Raw genomic sequence first — 22616 nt, 5'->3', positions numbered from 1 at the left:
GCTGCGTTTCAAAGTGGTGTCGGCTTGGATGGACAGGCCGGCCGGCTGTGGTAGTGTCGATGGCTGTTGATACGGCAGCATTTTGTGCTGTGGCATGCGTTCTCCGGAGACGGCCGTGAAACTGGATCGGATCGACATCAAAATTCTGCACGAATTGCAGAAGAACGGTCGCATCACCAATGTGGAACTGGCCGATCTGGTGCATCTGTCGCCGAGCCCATGCCTGATGCGGGTCAAGAAACTCCAGTCGGAAGGCTACATCGAAGGCTATTCCGCGCAGATCAATATTGGCAAGCTTGGCCAGACGCTGACCGTTTTCACCGAAATCACCTTGAAGAACCACCGTCAGATTGACTTCGCCCGCTTTCTCGCTGTCGTGGAGAAGATCGAGCAGGTCATCGAATGCCATCTCGTGTCGGGTGGCTACGACTATTTGATGAAATTCGTGACCTCCGGCATTAGTGAGTATCAGACGATCATGGAGCGGCTGACCGACATGGATATCGGCATCGACAAGTATTTCAGCTTCGTGGTGCTGAAATCCCCCATCGTCAAGGCGCACATGCCGCTGCCCAGCCTGTTTCCGATGTAGTCAGAGCAATTCCAGGAAAAGTGTGAAGCGGTTTTCCCGGGAAAAAGCGCGCAACGCTTTGCCTTCGGAATTGCGTCAAAAAGGTAAAGAGATAGAGCGGGTCGCGGCTTCCGTGAATTGGCGAACCGCTCTATCGGTGGCCGTACTGGCTGACGAGTTCGGGGTCGCGGACGAGGCCGTCGAGCCAGGTCGGGTCAAGCTTCGGTACCGAAGAGAACAGAAGCTTGGAGTAGGGGTGGGTGGGAGCCGTCAGCTTGTCGGGCGTGATCTGCTCCACCCGCTCGCCATTGTACATGACCATGATCTCGTCGCAGATGGCCTCGACGACGGAGAGGTCGTGGCTGATAAAGATGTAGGAGAGGCCCAGCTCGCGCTGCAGTTCCTTGAGCAGTTCGATCACGGCGGACGCCACCACCGTGTCGAGCGCCGAGGTGATTTCGTCGCAGATGATGAGCTTGGGGTCGGCCGCCAGCGCGCGCGCGAAGTTCACGCGCTGCTTCTGGCCGCCCGAGAGCTCCGATGGGTGACGGTAGCGCAGCGTCTTGGGCAGGCGCACCATGTCGAGCAGTTCGTCGACGCGCTTCGAGCGCGCCTGCCTGTCGAGCCGGTGATAGAAGGCCAGCGGGCGGGAGATGATGTCCTCCACCGGCTTGGCCGGATTGAGCGCGGTGTCGGCATACTGGAACACAATCTGCATCTCGCGCAGTTGATCCTGGCTGCGTTTCCTGGCGGCACGCTGCAGTTCCTCACCGTTGAAGACGATGTCACCGGCAGCCGCCGGATGGATGCCGGCGATGACGCGCGCCAGCGTCGATTTTCCGCAGCCGGATTCGCCGATGATGCCGAGATTGCGCCCTTTCTCGACAACGAGGCTGACAGAATCGACGGCGCGGATAAGCGGCAGTCCGTCATCCCGCACGGCGCCATAGCCGGCCGTCACATTGTCGATACGCAGCAGCTGTTTCGTCCCGGTATCCGCGTCCGCACGCGCTTGCCGCGGCTTCGGTTCGAAGGCGGCCAGCAGTTCGCGCGTGTAGGGGTGCTGGGCGGCCGAAAGGATTTCCGCCGTGGTGCCGGTCTCCTGCACTTCGCCGCCTTTCAGCACCACGATGCGGTCGGCGATCTGGGCGACAACCGCGAGGTCGTGGGAAACATAGACACCCGCTATCCCGCCCGCCCGCATGACCGACTTGAATGCCTTCAGCACGTCGATCTGCGTCGTCACGTCGAGTGCTGTCGTCGGCTCGTCGAAGATCATCAGCTTGGGATCGCCGATGAGCGCCATGGCCGCGGCCAGCCGCTGCAATTGCCCGCCCGAAACCTGGTGCGGATAACGCGCGCCGATCCCTTCCGGATCTGGTAGCGACAAGGCCCGGAACAGCTCGACCGCGCGCTGGCGCGCTTGCTCGGGTGGCATCAGCTTGTGGATGCGCGTGACCTCGATGACCTGCTCCATGATCGTGGAGGAGGGGTTGAACGAGGCGGCGGCACTTTGCGGAACATAGGCAATGTCGGTGCCGCGCAGCCTGGCGCGTTCCTTTTCGGAAAGCGCAGCCATGTTCTTGCCGTTGACGTTGATCTCACCGCCGGCGATGCGGCAGCCGGGCCGCGCATAGCCCATGAGCGAGAGCGCTACCGTCGTCTTGCCGGAACCGCTCTCGCCGATCAGGGCAACGATCTCGCCGTCAGCGATGTCGAGGCTGACGCCCTTGATGATTTCGACTAGCCGTCCGGAGTCGGTCTTCGCCTCGATCCTCAGGTTCCTGACCTCGACGAGATTGCTCATGCGTCCCGGTCCCTGATCTTCTGCGGCAGGTTGTCGATCAGCAGGTTGACGCTGATGGTGAGGCTGGCGATTGCCAGCGAGGGCACGATGACGGCAGGGGCCGCGAAGGGCAGGGCGCCGATGTTCTCGCGCACCAGCGCGCCCCAGTCGGCGAGCGGTGGCTGCAGGCCGAGCCCCAGGAAGGACAGGCCGGAGAGCAACAGCACGATGAAGACGAAGCGCAGGCCGAAGTCGGCAAGCACCGGGCGGATGATGTTGGGCAGGATCTCGGAGCCGATGAGGTAGGCGGTGCTCTCGCCACGGACACGGGCGACGGTGATGAAGTCCATGGTGTTGATGTTGACGGCGAGCGCGCGCGCGAAGCGGTAGGCGCCGGGGATATAGATGACTGCCAGCGTCAGGATCAGCACCGGGATCGACGAGCCGACCGCAGCGACGACAACAAGGCCGAACAGCTTGCTGGGGATGGAGTTCATTGCGTCCAGGAAGCGGCTGAGGCAAGTGTCGAGCCAGCCACCGGTGACGGCAGCGATCATCCCCAGCACGACACCTGAAAAGCAGGCGATGGAGACGGCGGCGAGCGATATGCCGACGGTGTAGCGAGCGCCCATCAGAACTCGCGAGAGCATATCGCGCCCAAGATAGTCCGAGCCGAGCCACAGTCCCTGGCGCATCGGGCCGAAATAGTCGTCGTCGACAATGTCGCCGATCGAATGGGGAATGACGTAGGGCGCCAGGATCGCGACGAGCGTCCACGCCAGGATGACCAGCGCGGCCACGACGCCGACGAGGCTAAAGCTGTGGCCCAGGAAGGATCGTCGGGGGGCTGCGACGTGCGCCATTGTCATCTGAGCCTCGGGTTGGACATGATAGCGACGATGTCGGCGGCGGTGATGAGGAAGAGGTAGCCGAGGCAGAAGATCATCGCGCAGCTCTGGATAAGCGGCAGGTCGCGGGTGGCGACGGCATCGACCATCAGCTTGGCGATGCCGGGATAGTTGAAGATCGTCTCGACGATGATGACGCCGCCGACCAGATAGGACAGCGAGAGCGCGATAGCGTTGACGATCGGCCCGAGCGCGTTGGGGAGCGCGTGCCTCAGCACCATGCGGCCGCGCGAGGCGCCTTTCAGAAGCGCCATCTCGACGTAAGGCGTAGAGAGCGTTTCGATCACCGCGGCGCGGGTCATGCGGATCATCTGGGCGGAGATGACGAAGGTCAGCGTGATCACCGGCATCGCATAGATGCGCACGAGGTCGGTCAGCGAATGTGCCTCGTTGACCGAGGACAGCGCCGGCAGCCATTTGAGATAAACGGCGAAGAGCAGGACCGCGAGTGTCGCGACCATGAATTCCGGTACGGAGATGATGCCGATCGACAGGATGGTAACGGTGCGGTCATAGACGGAGCCTCGTAGCATGGCGGCGGTGATGCCGAGCGTCAGCGCCAATGGCACCGAGAGCAGCGTAGTGATGCCCGCGAGTTTCATGGTGTTGACCAGGCGTCCGCCGATCAGTGTCGCGACCGGCATCTCGTTGGCATAGGAGGTGCCGAGGTCACCGTGGAGCAGTCCGACAAGCCAGAGCAGGAAGCGCAGGATCGCCGGATCGTTGAGATGCATTGCCTCGCGCAGGCCGGCGACTGCTTCCGGAGTCGCCGCCTGGCCGAGCAGGATCGATGCGGTGTCGCCGGGCAGCATGCTGGTGGCGAAGAACACAGCGAACAGCACGATCAAAAGCGTGACGGCCGCGATCCCCAGCCGCTTCAGCACGAGGTTGAGAACCCCAGACGTCATGGAAGCGCTCCCTGCGGTTGTTCGGCCAAGCAATCTTGCGCAATGAAGTGCCGGGGGCTGGCTGACCGGCCCCCGGCTGGCTTCTCTCAGGCTTCGAGCCAGAGATATTCCGCCATTGCGTATCCCATCATGCCACCGAGCGGGTTCGCCTCCAAACCCTTCACCTTGCTCGAGAGGGCATCCACGTTGGAAATGTAGGCCGGGATGATGGTGCCGGCCTCCTCGGAGACCATAGCCTGCATCTGGCCGTAGATCTCCTTGCGCTTGGCCTGGTCGAGCGAGCCGCGCGCCTCGATGAGCATCTTGTCGAACTTCTCGGACTTGTACTGGCTTTCGTTCCACGGCGCGTTGGAAGCGTAGAGGAGCGAGAACAGGATGTCCGGCGTCGGGCGCGGATTGATGTTGCCGAAATGGATTGGCGCCTTCAGCCAGTAATTGTCCCAGTAGCCGTCGGCCGGGACGCGCTGGACGTCGAGCTTCATGCCGATATCCGCGCCGGCGGCCTGGATGATCACCGCCATATCGATCGACGAAGTCGCGGCGTCGGAAGCTATCACCGGGATGGACTGGCCGAGCAGGCCTGCCTTCTGGAAGTGGAACTTCGCTTTGTCCGGGTCGAAAGCCTTCGGCTTGACGTCGGGATTGTGGAAGATATTGGCCGGCGAGACGGGCTGGTCGTTGCCGATTTCGCCAAGGCCGCGCAATGCCGATTTGACGATCTGCTCGCGGTTGACGAGATACTTCATGCCGGCCACGAAGTCGGCCTTGCTGCCGGGATCCATGTCGAGCCGGATGTTGAGGTCGGTGTAGTTGCCCGAGGTGCTCTTCGACAGCTCGAAGCCCTGCTGGCCGCCGATGAGCTTCATCGCGCGGGGATTGATCGAAGCCGCAAAATTGATGTCGCCGGAAAGCAGGGCGTTGACGCGGGCACTATCGTCGCTGATGGCGATGAACTCGAACGAGTCCAGATAGGGCTTGCCCGACTTCCAGTAATTCTTGTTCTTGACGACCACCGAACGCACGCCCGGTTCGAACGTTTGCAGCACGAAGGCGCCGGTGCCATTGCCCTTGGAGAAGTCCGTGGTGCCGTCCTGGACGATCATGAAATGGTGCAGCGCCAGGATGGTCGGAAGGTCGGCATTCGGGTCGGCGAGCGTGATTTCCACGGTCGACTTGTCGACCGCCTTGAAGCCAGTCATCTGTGCGGCGATCTTGGCGACCTTGGAGCCGACCGCCGGATCAAGATGACGCTTCAGCGAGAAGACGACGTCGTCGGCCGTGAGCTCCTTGCCGTCGTGGAAGGTGACGCCCTTGCGCAGCTTCACGGTCCAGGTCTTGGCGTCCTTGCTGTCGAAGCTCTCGGCAAGCTCCATCTGCGTGACGCCACCCTTGTCGAGGAAAGTCAGGCGGTTGTAGAGCGAGCAGCAGCGGACATAGTCGGTGGAGAGCGACGCCTTTGCCGGATCAAGCGTGTCGGCGGTCGATGACGACCAGCCGGCGGCCTTGAAAGTTCCGCCGGAAACTGGCTCAGCGGCGACGGCATTGGTGGCGCGGCCGAGCACCAGGCTGCCCGCGGCAACCGCGGCGCCGCCGGCCAACAGCATCTTGAGAAGTTCGCGGCGACTTGCGCCCCGGCGGATAGCGTTTTCGACCATGGCATCGTCTGCGCTGGTCCAGTTCGTGATCTTGTCGGTCATAGTATTCCCCTTTCTGGTTGTTTGGTCGGGATGCTCGTCTTGCTGCGGCTTTCCGGGTTTGGGCTCAGGTTCGTTCCTTCAGGCTTTCCCGCACGGCCGCCGCCAATGCGGCCATTGAGGTGAAGTGGTAGTCCGGCGCGGTGAAGCGCTCCGGCTCGATCGTGCCGCCATAGCCCTTCTGGGCGTGCCGGCGTTCGATCCAGCAGTTGGTCAAGCCAAGCGCCCGGGATATGCCGATATCGTGATACTGGCTCTGCGCGACGTGCAGGATGTCGTCCTTGCTGTCACCTCGGGAGGCGACGAAATCGAAGACCTTCTGGAAGAACGCCGGATCCGGTTTCTCCGTTCCGGTATCGTCGGCGGTGAAGGTGGCGAAGAAGGGCGATCCGAGCTGCTTCTCGAAATGGTCGAGCGCCCAGCGCCGGGCATTGGTCATGGCAATCAGCTTGTGTGACTTCGCAAGCTCGGCCAATGCCGCCGCGCTGTCGGGGAAACCTTGCCAGGCGCTGGCGGAGTCGCGCAGGCGGACGCCGTATTTCTCCTCGGCCGGAAGGCCGAGCTGCGGCGCGATGACCATGTAGACACGCACGAGGTCGTCGGGGAACAGGCCCGCATCGGGCATGTAGCGGGCCTGCCGATACAGGGCCAGCGCGGCTTCGCCATCGACGGAAACGCCAGCGTCGGCGGCAATCCCGGCCAGGCAGGTCGTGATGCCACCTTCGAAGTCAATCAGCGTGCCGACGACGTCGAAGGTCATGTATTTGAATTCGCTAAAGCCCCTGGCCAAGACTGGCTCTCCTCTGCGCGCGGCCGAATTGCATGTGCTGAACAGAACAAAATTCCGTGCTGTCCGGGGCATCGGCCTTTTTCAAAGGCCCGGAGATCCGGGCTTTCTGGCCTTGTCTTAACTGCAGTCTGGCACTTCCCCCGCGCTGGATTCGCCGAAAAGGCGCTGGGCTGCGGCACAAAATTGCGAAATCGTCTGCCCCGGCGCTATTTCGAAACACGTGGTATTCGTCGCCCATCATGCCAGGGCCTGGCGGACGTCGGGATCGTTCAGGGTCTGGTCGAGCGTCCGGCGCGTGCGCTCGATGATCGCATCGATGTCGTCGTCGGTGCAGCAGAGCGGGGGAGCGTAGCCGATAACCCCGTTGGCAAAGGCACGAATGATCAGGCCATTGTCCCACGCCCTGTCGAAGACGCGCCGCGCCGGCATGGCCGATGCGGGAAGCGGTGTCTTCTTCTTTTTGTCGACCACCAGTTCGATCGCGGCAAGCATCCCGCGACCGCGAACATCGCCGACGAGCGGGTGATCGATCAGGCCTTCCAGTCCCGCCATCAGGCGCGCGCCGGCCTTGATGCCATTCTCCAGCAGGCCGCCTTCATAGAGCTTCAACACCTCGAGCGCGACGGCGGCGCTGACGGGATGGGCGGAATAGGTGTAGCCGTGGCCGACCGCCGAAGCGCCCGCGCCGTCGGCGATGACGTTGTAGACATGATCGGCCATGAATACGGCGCCCATTGGAACATAGCCCGAGGTCAGCCCCTTCGCGGTCGTCATGAAATCGGGAACGATGTCCTCCTCCGTACAGGCGAACAGGGGCCCAGTGCGGCCGAAGCCGGTGATCACCTCATCGGCGATGAACAGGATGCCGTGCTCCCGGCAGAGTTCGCGTATCGCCTTGATCCAGCCCTTCGGCGGGACGATGACACCGCCCGAGCCCTGGATCGGCTCGGCATAGAAGGCGGCGACCCGCTCCGGTCCAATCTCCTCGATCTTGGCCCTCAGCGCTGCGAGCGATGCAGCGATGATCGCGTTCCCGTCCTCGCCCACCGGGTTGCGATAGGGGTAGGGGGAAGGGATCTTGTGCTGCCATTCAAAGGGAATGCCGAAACCGGCGTGAAAGGCGGGCAGGGCTGTCAGGCCCGCTCCGACCACCGACGACCCGTGATAACCCAGCTCGATGGAAATGAACTGGTCGCGTTTCGGCTCGCCCCTGGCATTCCAATAGTAGCGGACGAAACGGATTGTGCTGTCGACTGCGTCAGACCCGCCGAGGGTGAAATAGACGTGATTGAGGTCGCCTGGCGTGCGCTCGGTCAACTCCGAGGCGAGGCGGATGGCCGGCTCCGAGCCGAGGTCGAAATAGGCGGTGGCGTAGGGAAGCTCGCGCATCTGCCGGGCCGCAGCCTCGACGATGCTGTCGTGGCCGTAGCCGGCATTGACGCACCACAGCCCCGCAAAACCGTCAACGAGTTGCTTGCCGGACGCATCGGTCACGGTCGCGCCCTTCGCCGATTTCAAGACGCGCACGCCGAGCGCCTCATGGCCGCGATAGGATGAGACCGGATGGATCAGATGGGCGCGGTCGAGTTCGATCAGGGAATTGGCGAGCATTGTTGTCCTCCGGCTTTAGCCGAGCGCTTGGTTGGCGAGTGCGTAAACTTTTGGCCGGGCCTGTGCCGCACTCCTGCTGGACGGGCGGTCCATGGTCACGCCGCCCCCGACATGGGCGAGGCCGATTTCCGTGAGCCAATCGGCGAGGCCGGTCCTGCTGTCGGTATCGACGCGCAGGAAGGCGCCGGGGCGCGATGCGGCGAAGAAGCGGATCAGGGACTTGGCTTCCTCCGCATCGCCCGCGATGACCGGGCCGATCACCTCGCCGCGTCCGAACGGACGGATCGCGGCATAGGCTTCGATGGCGCCGTTGCGGCGGATGACCGCGAATTGGCCGCGCTCGGCCAGCGCATCGATCAGAGTTTCACGGTCGGCGCCATAGGCGCCGCGGTCCAGCGTCTTGATGTCAGGCAGATCTCCGGCGCCTGCTGCTTCCACACCATCGGGCGCGCCGAGCGCTGCAACCGTACCTTGATGCTGCCGGATCGTGCCGGAGGGCACAAAGCCCAGCTTCTCATAGAGAGGCATGCCGTCAGTCGTCGCGACGAGCCGCAGCGGACGGTCGCCGGCAAGGGCGAGGGCCTGATCCATTAGCCGGCGCCCGAGCCCCTTGCCACGCACGTTCCTGTCGACGATCACCATGTTGATCATGGCGCAATCCGCGCCGTAGGGCGTTACCAGGATGGTTCCTGTGACGCGGCCCTGGTCGTCGAGCGCGACCACGCCGCTGGAGAGCCGCAGCGCCATCTGCCAGTCCTGTGGGCGATGCGGCCAATTCTCCTGGCGAGAAAGCGCCACTGCTCCCTCGATATGCTCCGGCCCGAAGTCCTGAATCTCGATCTCGCCCTGCTGCATGAGGCATCCTTCCGTCTGCCCTCAAGTCTCGACCATTGTCGCGTCGCAAATCGTCTGAAGGCTTCGGCCTCGGCGGTATCTTTCGCCGTAGCGCGAGGGGTGCGCCGCATCTTGTGCTGGCGCCCGCCACGGCGGAGGCGCTTCACGTCACGCGCGGCGCCGCGTTCGACACACCAGATGCTACAGCGTGCCAAACCGGATGGTGGATACGGAACTTTCTGCTTTCGGGAGGGCGATTTCGGTCAGGTGGGTCGCCACGACCCGTCCTATGATGAAAATACATCCCAACGCGAATGTGCTTCCACTGGAGATCGACGGACATGGCTTCTTTCTGGCCCAAATATATCACCTTCGACTGCTACGGCACGTTGACCAATTTCCAGATGGCGGAAGCGGCGCGAGACCTCTACGGCAGCCGGCTCGACGAGCCGCGCATGCTGGAGTTCATCAAGAATTTCGCGGCCTATCGGCTCGACGAGATCATGGGCGACTGGAAGCCCTATGCCGACGTCGTCCACAACGCGCTCGAGCGCTCCTGCAAGCGCAACGACGTCGCCTTCAGCGCCGACGACGCCAGGATGGTGTATGAGCGTGTCCCGACCTGGGGGCCTCATGCAGACGTTCCGGCCGGCCTGGCGAAGGTCGCCAAGGAAATTCCGCTGGTTATCCTCTCCAACGCCATGAACGCGCAGATCATGTCCAATGTCGAGAAGCTCGGCGCGCCGTTCCATGCCGTCTACACGGCCGAGCAGGCGCAGGCCTACAAGCCCCGCTTCAAGGCGTTCGAATACATGCTCGACATGCTGGGCTGCGGCCCGGAGGGCATCCTTCACTGTTCGTCTTCGTTCCGCTACGACCTGATGTCGGCACACGATCTCGGCATCAAGAACAAGGTCTGGGTCAATCGCGGCCACGAACCGGCAAACCCGTATTATGGCTATGTCGAGATATCAGACATTTCCGGTCTTCCGGGCGTGGTCGGGCTTTGAAACAGGCGGATCGTCGATGAAACTGAGCTCCTACTGGCACGATACCGCCCCTGTCTTTTCCGGCGGAGCGCAAGGCCCGGTCGAGGGGCACTATGACACCGTCATCGTCGGTGGCGGCTTCACCGGTCTCGCCGCGGCGCGCCAACTGGCGAAGGGCGGCGCGAAGGTGGCGGTGCTGGAGGCGGAGCGGGTGGGCTGGGGCGCATCCGGTCGCAATGGCGGGCACCTCAACAACGGCCTCGCTCACAGCTATCTTTCGGCCAAGGCGGAGCTTGGGAAGGAACGGGCAATCGCGCTCTACCGGGCGCTGGACGCCTCCGTCGATACCATCGAGGCGCTGGTCGCCGAAGAAGGCATCGACTGCAATTTCCGCCGCGCCGGCAAGCTGAAGCTTGCCTCCAAGCCGCAGCATTTCGAAGCGATCGCCCGCAATTTCGAAACCCTCCATGCGGAAGTGGATCCGGATACTGCACTGCTGTCGGCGGTCGACCTCAAATCCGAGATCGGCTCGCCCTTCCACGGCGCGATGCTGTCGAAGAAGAGCGCCATGATGCATATGGGCCGCTATGTGGCAGGCCTGGCCACGGCGGCCGTTCGCCACGGCGCCATCATCCACGAGAACGCGGCGGTGACCGACCACAAGCAGGTCGGTGGCAGGCATGAGCTAACGACCTCCCGCGGCCGGATCAGCGCCGACAATGTGCTGGTGGCGACCGGCGCCTACACCACGCCGAATTTCGGCTATTTTCGCCGCAGGATCATCTCCGTCGGCAGCTTCATCATCGCTACGCGGCCGTTGAGTGACGCCGAGATCGCGGCGACCATGCCCGGCAATCGGACATGCGTGACCTCGATGAATATCGGCAACTACTTCCGGCTTTCACCGGACAGGCGCCTGATCTTCGGCGGTCGCGCGCGCTTCTCGGCGACCTCGGACCAGCGCTCCGATGCCAGGAGCGGACAGATATTGCAGGCCGGCCTCGCGGCTATCTTCCCGCAGCTCGCCAAGGTCGAGATCGACTATTGCTGGGGTGGGCTGGTCGATATGACCAAGGACCGTTTTCCGCGGGCCGGCTACCAAGACGGTGTCTGGTACGCGATGGGCTATTCCGGCCACGGCGCGCAGCTTTCCACCCATCTCGGCATGATCCTGGCCGATGCCATGCTTGGCCGCGAAGACCGCAATCCGGTGAAGGGGCTAGAGTGGCCTTCCATCCCCGGCTATTCCGGCAAGCCCTGGTTCCTGCCGATGGTCGGCCTCTATTACAAGGCGCTCGATCGGATTCAGTGATCGTCGACCGGGACCGGCCAGGCTGCCAGCCAAATTGCCTCAGCTGAGCCCGCCCATATGGAAGCTCTTCATCTCGAGATATTCCTCGATGCCGACCTGCGCCCCCTCACGGCCGAGGCCGGACTGCTTGACGCCGCCGAAGGGGGCGACTTCCATCGAGACCGAGCCGGTGTTGAGCCCCACCATGCCGAACTCCAGCGCCTCGCCGACGCGCCAGGCGCGCTTCAAATTCTCGGTGTAGAAGTAGGAAGCAAGGCCGTAGGGCGTGCCGTTGGCGAGCGTGATCGCCTCCTCTTCTGTCTCGAACCGGAAAAGCGGCGCGACCGGGCCGAACGTTTCCTCGCCGGCGAGCTGCATGTCCTTTGTGGCGCCGGTCAGCACCAGCGGCGCCACATACTGAGGACCCTCCGGCAGCGCCTGCTTCTCGGTAATGATCACAGCACCCTTGGCGAGCGCGTCCTCGACATGGCGGTTGATCTTCTCGACCGCCGCCATGTTGATCATCGGCCCGATGGCGACGCCGGGCTGCGTGCCGGGCCCTACCGTCATGGCGTTGACTCGAGCAGTGAGCTTCGCAGCGAACGCGTCATAGACGCCAGCCTGGACGAGGATGCGGTTGGCGCAGACGCAGGTCTGGCCGCCATTGCGGAATTTAGAGACAAGCGCGCCCTCGACGGCGAGATCGAGATCGGCGTCGTCGAAGACGATGAGGGGCGCGTTGCCGCCGAGTTCGAGGCTGAGCCGTTTCACGCTGTCGGCCGCGCCGCGCATCAGCAGCGAACCGACCCGTGTCGAGCCGGTGAAGGAGATCTTGCGGACGGTCTCATTCGCCATGATCTCGTTGCCGATTTCGGCCGGCATACCGGTGACGATGTTGATGACGCCGGCGGGGATACCCGCCCGTTCGGCCAGCACGCCAAGCGCCAATGCCGAATAGGGCGTGAACTCGGATGGCTTGATCACCACGGTGCAGCCGGCGGCCAGCGCCGGCGCGACCTTGCGGGTGATCATCGCGTTGGGGAAGTTCCACGGCGTGATGATGCCGCACACACCGACCGGTTCCTTAAGCACGATGATGCGCCGGTCCGGCGTCGGCGAGGGGATGGTGTGGCCATTGATGCGGCGTGCCTCCTCCGCGAACCATTTGACGAAGGAAGCGCCGTAGCGGATCTCGCCCTTGGCCTCGTCCAGCGGCTTGCCCTGTTCGGTCGTCAGGATGAGCGCGAGATCGTCCAGATGGGCGAGCATCAGGCCATGCCAGGCCTCCAGGAGGCTGGCACGCTCGGCGTTGGTCTTCTTCTTCCAATCCCCATAGGCGGACGCTGCGGCGTCTATGGCCGCGCGGGTCTCCGGGCCGGCCATATCGGGCACCGTGCCGATCGCGCACTGAGTCGCCGGATCGACGACATCGACCGTCTTGCCGGAGCCGGCAGCGACCCATTCACCGCCGATCAGGCCGGCTTCGAGGAAGAGACTTTTGTCTTTCAGGTTTTTCATCGAAAACGACCTTTGCAATCAGGAGAGCGCTGCGACGACAGCGGCGGTGATGGCTTCCGTCCTGTCTTTGCCCGGAGTGGTTCCAATGCCTCGCGCGGTTGTCGCTTCCACCGCCTGCATGACTCGGCCGGCGGCGGCCGCTTCGCCGAGATGGTCGAGCATCATGGCGCCGGACCATATGGTGGCGATCGGATTGGCGATGCCCAGATGCGCGATGTCGGGCGCGGAGCCGTGCACAGGCTCGAACATCGACGGCGCCGAGCGGTCGGGATTGATGTTGGCGGAGGCGGCGTAGCCGAGCCCACCCTGGATCGCCGCGCCGATGTCGGTCAGGATGTCGCCGAACAGGTTGGAGGCGACGACCACGTCGAGGCTCTCCGGCGCCATGATCATGCGCGCGGCGAGCGCGTCGACATGATAGCTGGTCACGTCGACATCAGGATAATCCGCGGCCAGCTTTCGCGTGATGTCGTCCCAGAACACCATCGAGTATTTCTGCGCGTTGGACTTGGTGACGGAGGCGAGTTTGCGTCGCCGCGACCGTGCCTGCTCGAAGCCGAAGCGCAGGATGCGCTCGACGCCGGCGCGGGTGAAGATCGAGGTCTCCACCGCAACCTCGTCCAGCGTGCCTTGATGCACGCGCCCGCCGGCGCCCGAATATTCGCCCTCGGTGTTCTCGCGGATGCACAGGATGTCGAAGTTTTCCGCCCGCAGCGGTCCGGTGACGCCCGGCAGCAGGCGGTGCGGCCTTATGTTGGCATATTGCACGAACGCTTTGCGGATCGGCAGCAGCAGACCGTGCAGCGAGACGGAATCCGGCACCTCCGCCGGCCAACCGACGGCGCCGAGAAGGATGGCATCGAAGCCGCGCAGGGTCTCGATGCTGTCTTCCGGCATCATGCGGCCGGTTTCCTTGAAGAAGCGGCAGGACCAGGGGAACTCGGTTCCCGTCAGCGCAAAGCCGAATTTCTTGGCCGCGGTCTCCAGCACCGTCCAGGCGGCGGCGGTCACATCGCGGCCGATGCCGTCACCGGGGATCAAAGCGATCGAGTAGGACTTCATCGGAATCTCTTCACAGGCTGATCAGGACGCTCTTGGTCCTGCGGTTGGCGAGATAGGCCTCGCGGCCGAGATCCTTGCCGATGCCGGAGCGCTTGTAGCCACCGGTTGGCAGGATATGGTCGCGCGAACGGCTGTAGCGGTTGACCCAGACGGTGCCCGCTTCGAGCCTGCGTGCCAGGCGGATGGTACGGGACAGGTCGGAGGTGAACAGGCCGGAAGCCAGCCCGTAGGTCGGATGGCTGGACAGCGCCAGCGCCTCTTCCTCGGTCTCGAAGGTCTGGACGGTCAGAACCGGGCCGAAGATTTCCTCAACGATCGCCGGGTTAGACTGGTCGACATTGGCGATCAGTGTCGGCTCGTAGAAATAGCCGGGGCTGTCCATGGCGCCGCCGCCGGTCAGGCACTCGCCGCCGGTCGCGACGGCCGCCTGCACGATGCCGTCGACGCGTGCCCGCTGCCGCTCCGAGATGATCGGCGAATAGTGTGTCGACTCATCCCAGGTTGGGCCGGGCCGCACCGCCTTCATCTTCTCCAGGATCGCGGCCGTCAGCCTGTCGGCTACGCTCCTCTCGACGATCAGGCGCGTGCCGGCGACGCAGGCCTGGCCGGCGTTGAAGGTGACGCTGCCGGCGATGGCTGTCGCCGCCCTCTCCAGATCGGCATCGGCAAAGACGATCTGCGGGCTCTTGCCGCCGAGTTCCAGTGTCATCGGCTTGACGCCGGTGCGGGCGATGTTCTCCATGATGGCCGAGCCGGCGCGGGTCGAGCCGGTGAAGCTGACCTTGGCGATCTCGGGATGACCAGTCAGCGCCGTGCCGGTCGTCGGACCGTCGCCGAGCACCACGTTGATCAGCCCGGCCGGCAGGCCAGCCCTGACGGCGAGCTCTGCCAAATAGACGGCCGAGAAGGGCGTCATTTCCGACGGCTTCAGCACCACCGCATTGCCCGCGGCCAGTGCCGGACCAAGTTTCCAGCCGGCCATCGAGATAGGAAAATTCCAGGGCGTGATCGCGCCGACCACGCCATAAGGCTCGCTCATGATCATGCCAAGGGTGGCATCGTCCGTGGGCACGAGTTCGCTGCCTTCCTTGTCGGCGAATTCGGCAAAAAAGCGGATCTGCTCGGCGGTCACGGCGATGTCGCCTGCAACGAGCTGGCCGATGGGCCGCGTCGAGCACAACGCCTCGATTTCTGCCAGCGTTTCGGCTTCCGCCTCGATCAGGTCGGCCCAGGCCTGGAGTGCCCTGGTGCGCTCACGCGGCCGAACGCCGCCCCAGTTGCTGGCCTTCAGCGCCGCCTTGGCGCTCGCTACCGCACGGTCGACCATATCGACGCCGGCCACGGGGCTGGCGGCGTATGCCTTGCCATCCGACGGCCGGCGCATCTCGATCGCACCCTCGGCCGCGATCAGCTCTCCGCCAATGAAATGGCCGACAGGAAGGGAGACAGTATCCGGATCGAAGCTCAACTTCATAGGCGACCACCTTGCAGCATTCTGCGGGAACCTAGCGCGAGCAGGAGCGCAGCATGCACCGTTCGACGATCAGTCGCGGATGTTTGTTGCGTACTGGCGATGAGGGACGGCAAAATCTGTTGCGGGGGCCGGCACCTCACGCGGACGCTTTCAGCCGACCGTCACGTAGATCTTGCGCACCGTCTCGATGGTCTTCCAGACACCGGTGAAGCCAGGCTTCATCACGAAGCTGTCGCCAGCGCGGTAGGTCACCGCCTCGCCGCCATCGGGTGTGATTTCAATCACGCCCGTGAGGATGTGGCAGAACTCGAAAGTCTCCCCCTTGATCGAGCGCGTCTCGCCGGGCGTCGCTTCCCAGATGCCGGTGTGGACGAGATCGTCCTTGGCGGCGTCCTGCGCCCAGGTCTTGAAGGCGGGGTTGCCGGCTATCAGTCGTTCGGGCAGCGCCCTGGATTCGCGCGGCGGGAAGGCAGGGCTGGTATCGACAGTCTTGAGCAGGGACAATGGATGGCCTTTCAGGTTGGACTTCAATAGCCGCGCGACCGGTCGACGAGCCCAATGGGGTCGAGCCCAGCGCGGTGGCGTCGGATGTTTTCAATGACGGCGCGCGCAGCAGTCGCGGGCTGGGTGACGCTCGCGACATGCGGGGTCAGGATGATCTTCGGATGCGACCAGAAAGGATGACCCGCGGGCAGCGGTTCGGGATCGGTCACATCGATCATCGCCGCCGAAAGGTGGCCGCTGTTCAGCGCGGCGACAAGTGCTTCATGATCGAGCTGTGGTCCCCGGCCGGTGTGGACGAGCGCCGCGCCCTTGGGCAGCTTCGCGAACAGGGCGGCATCGAGGAAACCGCGCGTGTCTTCGGTCAGCGGCAGAAGGCAGATGAGTATCTCGCTGGTCGCCAGCATCTCCTCCAGTCCAGGTTCGCCATGATGACAGGTCACGCCTTCGATTTGCCGCGGCGAGCGGCTCCAGCCGGCGAGCGGAAAACCGAAGGGCTTCAGTCGGTCGACGACGGCCTGGCCGAGTTGCCCAAGGCCGAGCACGCCGATCCGGCGCGACCCGGCCTGCAGCTGTGGGATGTCGCGCCATTCGCCAGCGCGTTGCTGTGCCAGATATTCGGGGAGGTTGCGATGCAGGGCGAGCACGGCAAGCGTCACATATTCCTGCATCATGCGCACGATGCCCTCCTCGATCGTCCGCACGATCTTCACCTTCGCCGGCACGGCATCGAAGCGAAATTGGTCAACGCCTGCGCCCAGGGAAAACAGGATCTCCAGATACCGGTAGCGGGCGAGGTCTTCTGGCGCAGTCCAGGTGATGAGATAGCGAACGGCGTCGGGATCGACCGTTGCGGCATCCATCGTGAAGGCGACGTCCGGCAGTTCTTTGGCGAAGGCTTCGGCGAAGATCTCCCCGCGCCGCGCGTCGGAATTGAACAGGAATGTCATTCCGGTTCCCCTTAAGCCGCGCAGCGGGTGCCCAGCGCCTCGATCAACCGCTGGCAGGCGATGAGTTCGCTGGTGAGAATGTACTCATCGGGCTTGTGGGCGCGGCCGATGTCGCCGGGGCCGCAGATGATCGCGTCGAAGCCGGCGGCCTGGTAGAGCCCGGCCTCGGTACCGTAGCTGACGGCGGCGATCGGCGTTTCGCCGGTCAGCTCTTGCAGTAGCGCCGCCACCGGCGCGTCCTGTGGCAGCGACAGCGCCGGATAGGCGCTGAGCGGCGTCCATTCGACCCGAAAGCCGTCGGCCTCACAGGCCTCTGCCTTCGCCCTTACCGCTGCAAGCAGGCTGGCCGGGTCGACGCCCGGAATGGCGCGCGCCTCCAGCTCCAGCGTGCAGCTGTCGGGAATGATGTTGACCGACTGTCCGCCCTTGATCACGCCAGCTTGCAGCGAGGAATAGGGCGGCTCGAAGGCCGAGTCGAAAGGGCCATGCGTCAGCCGCTCGGCTTCGCTCACGACCGTAGCCAGCGTTTTGGCCATGGCGTGGAGGGCGTTGAGGCCGAGGTCGGGTCGCGAGGAATGGCCGGAGCGCCCGTTGATCGTCACACGGGCGGCCGCCTTGCCCTTGTGGCCGCGTACAGCGCGCAAGCCGCTCGGCTCGCCGACGATCACGCCGAGCGGCTTGGCGCAAAGTTCGGCAAGGCGGGCGATCAAATGCGGCACGCCGCGGCATCCCACCTCTTCGTCATAGGAGAAGGCGAGATGGATTGGCCTGGCAAGGCGCAGCTTCGCCAGCGTGGGCACGGCCGCGAGCACCGCGGCCAGAAACCCCTTCATGTCCGTGGTGCCGCGTCCGTAGAGCCGTTCGTCCTCCCGGCGCAGCGTGAAAGGAGCCGAACTCCATTGCGGCTCGCCGGCGGGAACGACGTCCATATGGCCGGACAGGATGTAGCCCGGGACATCGGCGGGGCCGATCGTCGCGAAAAGATTGAAACGGTCGCCTTCCGGACCCGGCAGCACGGTGACCTGCGTGCCGTGCTCCGCGAGATACGTCTCGATCCAGCCGGTGATATCACCGTTCGGCTTGCCGGCGACCGACGGAAAGGCGACGAGACGGTCGAGGATGTCGAAGACGTCCATTCCAGCCCTCAAAGCATATCGGGTTCGCCGGGATCGGTGCCGTCGACCATAGTTGCAACATTGCCGGAAAGGATGTGCGCGTTCTGACGCGATTGCATGCCGAAAGCGGAAATGTTTCAGTTGAATCTTGCGTTGGCAGGTGGCTTTCGAGCAAATCGTGTGGGCCTGTTTGTTTAGCGTTGGTGGACAGAGGGCGGCTGCGGCGTGTCGCCCGTCAATTTGCGGGGATATTTCAGAGGCATGGACTTGAAGCCGTCCGGAAAGTTGAAGATCGACACCTTCTCGATGCGCATCGGCGACATCGAAGGCGTCGAGCTGGACCGGCTGCATGCACTCTCGCTCTCCGTGGGATGGCCGCATCGCGCCGAGGATTGGCAATTCCTGCGTGAATCGGGACAGGGGTTCGTGGCGCTCGATGAGATCGGCCGGGTTCTCGGCTCGGCCATGTGGTTCGCACATGGCACCGATTTCGCGACCGTGGGGATGGTCATCACCTCGCCGCGACTCCAGACGCTGGGGGCGGGGCAGTGGCTGATGAAGCGGGTCTTTGACAAGGTCGTCGGCCGCGATCTGCGCCTCAATGCAACGCGCGCCGCAAGACGGCTCTATCTCTCGCTCGACTTCCAACCGGAGAAGACCGTTTACCAATGCCAGGGCATCGCCCGGATGCAGGCGACGGCCAGGCCGGCAGATAGGCGAGGCGATCTCCGGACTTTGGACGCAAGGGATATTCCCGCAGCGATCGCGCTCGACGCGGCAGGATTTGGCGTGAGGCGGGCGGCGCTCATCGAAAAGCTTTTCGCGCACTCGGCCGGCTATGGTCTTTTCAAGGGTGACACGCTGAAGGGTTTCGCGCTCTGTCGGCCGTTCGGGCGGGGCCATGTCGTGGGGCCGGTTGTGGCGGAAAGCGACGCGGACGCCGTGGCGGTCGTGCGGCCGCACGTGGCCGACCATTCGGGGTCTTTCCTTCGGATCGACACCCACATGGACAATGGCGAGTTCGCCGCCTTTCTGTCGCACAGCGGAATGCCGGTTTTCGACACGGTCCTCACCATGTCGATGGGCAAACGCCTTTCCGATTTTGCCGTCGGCGGCGTAGTTGCACCGGTGACCTATGCCCTCGCCAGTCAAACTCTCGGGTAGTTCAGCCCAGGACGCGGGCAGTCGCGGCTGTCCACGTCTCGCCGGCACCGTCAAATGCAACAATCGGTTAGACAATGACGGTATTTTTCGCGCTGTCGCCAAGCGGACCAATGGCAGTCTGCGAGGAAAAATCAGCTCGTCTTGTCGATAGTCCGCGAAAGCAATGAGTTCACGGACAGCGAAAATTCATCAATAAAATCAAAGGTCCAAATTTCTGACGGCACGTTCGTCGGTATATGTGTTGAGTAAAACAAATTGCCGTTCAAAATCAAATAGTTAACATAGGTTGAAACAATCGAGTGGGCAAACGGCGGCAATAGAGTAGCTGGGACTGCGATTTTCGCCGTCGTATGAATTGTTTTCGCGTCCGTATCTCACTTCCCGCCGAACTGGCATTTCTCCATCTCCAAACTCACAAGTCCGATCTGCGGCCACCTCGCTGATGAAGTAAAGCCCTTTCAAAAGGGGAGAGGCCTATGGCGTGGAACGGCGTGCAAAAAGGCGGGTTCGCTTCGTGCCGCATCTCGGTCATTCCGGCCGACTTGACCGCGTACCAAAAGCGGGCATTGCTGGTGCCGACGCCAGAAGCAGTCGCCGATGCACAGAAATCGGCTTCCTCGAAATATTTGGCCTTCAGCCATGTGGTCGACGCTCCGCTCCTGTAGCGGCTGTCAGCGCGTTTCGAGACGATCCGCAGCGGCATAGGCGTACGCCTTTTGACGTTAACTATTCATCGAATTGGCTGTTGACGCGCCCGGGTGAGTAGTTAATAAATTACTAATATAGGGGTAGCGTCAAGAAGCTCCTGGTCAGCAACAACGAGTTACGGCGCTACTAGGGTTGGGGAGACGCAACGCGAAATTGCTAAGCCGTGGCAGCAATTGCCAGAGCTATCGTCAGCTTGTGAAATTGCCATAGTGGGGTGGCCATTCACGGGATGGGCTGCCGCTTTGCGCCTGGTAGTCTGAGGATCTCCTCTCCCTGAAACGCTGCGCGCCGACCCTTACGGCATGGGTAGTTAGCCGTTGCGCACGGCCAACGGGCTGGCGCCGGACGCGTCTGCCGTCAGGGGGGATACAATGGCCACACAGATCGCCGGTGCCGGTGGCACCACGACGTCGTTTTCCAACACGCCGCAGGCCAAGGATGACGTCTTCAACTATACTGAAGACAATGTCGTCATCGTTTCCGCCTCCCAGTCCATCATTCTTTTGGATGTGATGGCCAACGACCTTGGGGGAAACGCCAAGACCCTCTATTCGGTTGATGACGGGACTTCAGACTCGACCTCCACCAAGCAATACGCGCCGATCGATCTGACGACCCAGGACGTTCAGGCGACCGGCATCTCCGCCTGGGAGTGCATAGGCGGCGGCGTCTACATCCGGATCAACAACGGCAAGGTCGAAATGGACCTTAGCCAGTATCTGCAGCAGCATGGCTTCGCCAGCCTGCAGGCGCTTACCGCGACCGACCGGATCAACGAGACCTTCACCTACGCGATCAAGCTCGGCAACGGAACGCTGAGCTGGGCCAGCGTGTCCGTCAATATTCAGGGCACCAACGACGGCGCGACGATCACCGCGGCTGCCAACGTCGACAACACTGTCGTGGAAGCGGGCGGCGTCGCCAATGGCACGCCTGGCGACGCCAGTGCGCACGGACAGCTGACCGTTTCGGACGTCGATGCCAATCAGAACAATTTCCAGGCGCCCCCGAGCCTGCAGGGCACTTACGGCACCTTCACCTTCGACACCGCGACGGGCGCCTGGACCTACGCGCTCAACCAGGCCCTTGCCGACCCGCTGAAGCAGGGCCAGCAGGTAACCGACACGCTCCAGGTGAAATCGGCGGACGGCACCGCCACCTACAACATCGTCGTCAACATCACCGGCAGCAATGACGTGCCTGTCATCAATGGCGTGCACACCGGTTCGGTGACCGAGGACGTCGCGGTTGTCGCCAGCAAGCTGAACGCCAGCGGCGCGCTGACCATCAATGATGCCGACCAGGGTCAGTCGAACTTCGCCCCGCAGGCCAGCGTGGCCGGCAGCAACGGCTACGGCACCTTCACCCTGGACGCAGCCGGTAACTGGACTTATAGCGCCAGCAACACACAGGCCGCGATCCAGCATCTCGCCGCCGGCCAATCGATCACCGACAGCTTCACCGCCGTTTCTTCCGACGGCACCGCCGGCCAACTCGTCACCGTCACGATCTACGGCACTAACGACAAGCCGACCATTACAGTCGCCGGCACCGACGCCGATGGCGCGGTCATCGAGGATTCCGCATCGCCGACCCTGTCTAACACCGGCACCATCGCCTTCAGCGACCTCGACCTCATCGACGTCCACACCACCAGTGTCACGGCCGCCGCCGCGAATACTCTGGGGGGCACCCTCATCATGGGCGCAGCCAGCGAGAATGCCCTGACCGAGCCCGGCACGGTCGGCTGGACCTATCAGGTCGCCAACGCCGCAACCCAGTACTTGGCGCAAGGCCAGACTGCGACCGAGAAGTTCACCGTCACCATCGATGACGGCCATGGCGGCACGGTCAGTCAGCTTGTCACCGTCACGATCACCGGCACCAACGACGCGCCCAACATCACTGTTGGCGCTGGCGATAGCGCTGCCACCGGCATCAATGAGACCAACCTGCCCCTCAGCACCAGCGGCACACTAACGGTCACGGACGCCGATCTTTCCGACACGGTGAGCGCGAGCGTGACCTCGGTGTCGCTCGGCGGCACCCTGGGTGGCCTGAACAGTGCCGCTGTCATCAACATGCTGACGGTGTCGCCGGCCTCGCTGACGGCCGATTCGGGCGAGACCCACAATTTGACGTGGTCGTTCAACTCATCTCCGCAGGCCTTCGACTTCCTGGCCGCCGGCGAGACGCTGACGCTCACCTATACGATCAAGGCCGACGACGGTCATGTCGGTGGCACTGACACACAGACAGTGGCAATCACCATCACCGGCACCAACGACGCGCCGCTGATCACCTCGGCTGCGCAGTCGGGCAACGTCTCGGAAGGCGACGACCTGCCGACCTCGGCACAGAAGGCAACCGGCCAGGTCACCTTCAGCGACGTCGATGCCTCCGACAGCCACAGCTTCTCGGTCAGCATCGCCGCCGCCCACGGCACGGCCAGCGTCGATCCCGACGGCACCTGGCACTATACGGTCAGCGACAGCGGCGCCGTCGATGCGCTTGCCGTCGGCGAGCATCTGTCGGATTCGTTCACCGTCCAGGTCGATGACGGCCATGGCGGCCTTGCCGCCCAAGTGGTGTCGATCGACATCGTCGGCACCAACGACGCGCCGCTGATCACCTCGGCTGCGCAGTCGGGCAACGTCTCGGAAGGCGACGACCTGCCGACCTCGGCGCAGCAGGCAACCGGCCAGGTCACCTTCTCCGACGTCGATCTTCTCCGACGTCGAT

19 protein-coding genes are annotated in these 22616 nt (G+C 63.4%); 6 read left to right on the top strand and 13 right to left on the bottom strand.

The annotated features are described in order from the left end of the window. Window positions 1-115 precede the first annotated feature (115 nt). Window positions 116-592 carry an Lrp/AsnC family transcriptional regulator gene (locus AC1DXU_RS19590; protein WP_192259777.1) on the top strand — a complete coding sequence of 159 codons (477 nt, stop codon included), beginning with the start codon at window positions 116-118 and terminating at the stop codon, window positions 590-592. Between the two features lie 130 nt (window positions 593-722). Here AC1DXU_RS19590 and AC1DXU_RS19585 read toward each other — a convergent pair whose 3' ends face one another. The 7 genes from AC1DXU_RS19585 to AC1DXU_RS19555 all read right to left on the bottom strand — a co-directional run bounded on the left by AC1DXU_RS19585 (window position 723) and on the right by AC1DXU_RS19555 (window position 9123). Next, window positions 723-2378 (bottom strand): ABC transporter ATP-binding protein, encoded by a 1656-nt coding sequence (locus AC1DXU_RS19585; RefSeq protein WP_477371652.1) that lies wholly within the window; start codon window positions 2376-2378, stop codon window positions 723-725. After that, complete coding sequence (locus tag AC1DXU_RS19580) at window positions 2375-3226, bottom strand: ABC transporter permease (protein ID WP_477371650.1); 852 nt, start codon at window positions 3224-3226, stop codon at window positions 2375-2377. Before AC1DXU_RS19580 ends, AC1DXU_RS19585 begins: the two co-directional genes overlap by 4 nt. Further along, a complete protein-coding gene (locus AC1DXU_RS19575; protein ID WP_454585467.1) occupies window positions 3223-4173 on the bottom strand; it encodes an ABC transporter permease in 951 nt (316 codons plus the stop codon). The genes AC1DXU_RS19580 and AC1DXU_RS19575 overlap by 4 nt, the downstream gene beginning before the upstream one ends. A gap of 86 nt (window positions 4174-4259) precedes the next feature. Further along, window positions 4260-5870 carry an ABC transporter substrate-binding protein gene (locus AC1DXU_RS19570; protein WP_477371648.1) on the bottom strand — a complete coding sequence of 537 codons (1611 nt, stop codon included), beginning with the start codon at window positions 5868-5870 and terminating at the stop codon, window positions 4260-4262. Window positions 5871-5934: 64 nt separating this feature from the next. Further along, window positions 5935-6627, bottom strand: coding sequence for an HAD-IA family hydrolase (locus tag AC1DXU_RS19565; protein WP_477371646.1), 693 nt, complete (start codon window positions 6625-6627; stop codon window positions 5935-5937). A gap of 267 nt (window positions 6628-6894) precedes the next feature. Next, entirely contained in the window at window positions 6895-8268 is a 1374-nt protein-coding gene (locus AC1DXU_RS19560) for an aminotransferase class III-fold pyridoxal phosphate-dependent enzyme (protein ID WP_477371644.1), read from the bottom strand. A 15-nt stretch (window positions 8269-8283) separates the two neighbouring features. Further along, window positions 8284-9123 (bottom strand): GNAT family N-acetyltransferase, encoded by an 840-nt coding sequence (locus tag AC1DXU_RS19555; protein ID WP_477371643.1) that lies wholly within the window; start codon window positions 9121-9123, stop codon window positions 8284-8286. A 320-nt stretch (window positions 9124-9443) separates the two neighbouring features. Here AC1DXU_RS19555 and AC1DXU_RS19550 point away from each other — a divergent pair, with 320 nt between their 5' ends. Together AC1DXU_RS19550 and AC1DXU_RS19545 are read left to right on the top strand one after the other, a co-directional pair. Continuing rightward, window positions 9444-10112 (top strand): haloacid dehalogenase type II, encoded by a 669-nt coding sequence (locus tag AC1DXU_RS19550; protein WP_477371641.1) that lies wholly within the window; start codon window positions 9444-9446, stop codon window positions 10110-10112. Between the two features lie 16 nt (window positions 10113-10128). Then, the gene (locus AC1DXU_RS19545) at window positions 10129-11403 is read left to right on the top strand and encodes an NAD(P)/FAD-dependent oxidoreductase (protein WP_477371639.1); all 1275 of its coding nucleotides are present in this window, start codon (window positions 10129-10131) and stop codon (window positions 11401-11403) included. 39 nt (window positions 11404-11442) lie between these two features. Here AC1DXU_RS19545 and AC1DXU_RS19540 read toward each other — a convergent pair whose 3' ends face one another. From AC1DXU_RS19540 to argE, 6 genes are all read right to left on the bottom strand, one after another. Continuing rightward, entirely contained in the window at window positions 11443-12900 is a 1458-nt protein-coding gene (locus tag AC1DXU_RS19540) for an NAD-dependent succinate-semialdehyde dehydrogenase (RefSeq protein WP_477371638.1), read from the bottom strand. A gap of 18 nt (window positions 12901-12918) precedes the next feature. Further along, a complete protein-coding gene (locus AC1DXU_RS19535; protein ID WP_477371636.1) occupies window positions 12919-13962 on the bottom strand; it encodes a tartrate dehydrogenase in 1044 nt (347 codons plus the stop codon). Window positions 13963-13972: 10 nt separating this feature from the next. Next, window positions 13973-15436, bottom strand: coding sequence for an aldehyde dehydrogenase family protein (locus AC1DXU_RS19530; RefSeq protein ID WP_477371634.1), 1464 nt, complete (start codon window positions 15434-15436; stop codon window positions 13973-13975). A gap of 150 nt (window positions 15437-15586) precedes the next feature. Further along, window positions 15587-15940, bottom strand: a complete 354-nt coding sequence (locus AC1DXU_RS19525) for a cupin domain-containing protein (protein ID WP_477371632.1) — start codon at window positions 15938-15940, stop codon at window positions 15587-15589. Window positions 15941-15963: 23 nt separating this feature from the next. Continuing rightward, complete coding sequence (locus AC1DXU_RS19520) at window positions 15964-16887, bottom strand: 2-hydroxyacid dehydrogenase (RefSeq protein WP_477371630.1); 924 nt, start codon at window positions 16885-16887, stop codon at window positions 15964-15966. A gap of 11 nt (window positions 16888-16898) precedes the next feature. Further along, complete coding sequence (gene argE, locus AC1DXU_RS19515; RefSeq protein WP_477371628.1) at window positions 16899-18023, bottom strand: acetylornithine deacetylase; 1125 nt, start codon at window positions 18021-18023, stop codon at window positions 16899-16901. 240 nt (window positions 18024-18263) lie between these two features. Between argE and AC1DXU_RS19510 the strand changes: the two genes are divergently transcribed. From AC1DXU_RS19510 to AC1DXU_RS19500, 3 genes are all read left to right on the top strand, one after another. Further along, entirely contained in the window at window positions 18264-19166 is a 903-nt protein-coding gene (locus tag AC1DXU_RS19510; protein ID WP_477371626.1) for a GNAT family N-acetyltransferase, read from the top strand. A 476-nt stretch (window positions 19167-19642) separates the two neighbouring features. Next, complete coding sequence (locus AC1DXU_RS19505) at window positions 19643-19831, top strand: hypothetical protein (RefSeq protein WP_477371624.1); 189 nt, start codon at window positions 19643-19645, stop codon at window positions 19829-19831. A 414-nt stretch (window positions 19832-20245) separates the two neighbouring features. Continuing rightward, a partial coding sequence (locus AC1DXU_RS19500) for a VCBS domain-containing protein (protein WP_477371623.1) occupies window positions 20246-22616 on the top strand: 2371 nt, incomplete at its 3' end.

It is taken from the genome of Mesorhizobium sp. P3_A10 (assembly GCF_056403175.1).
Note: the sequence above shows the minus strand (reverse complement) of the source record. Positions and strands in the feature narration are given on the sequence as shown.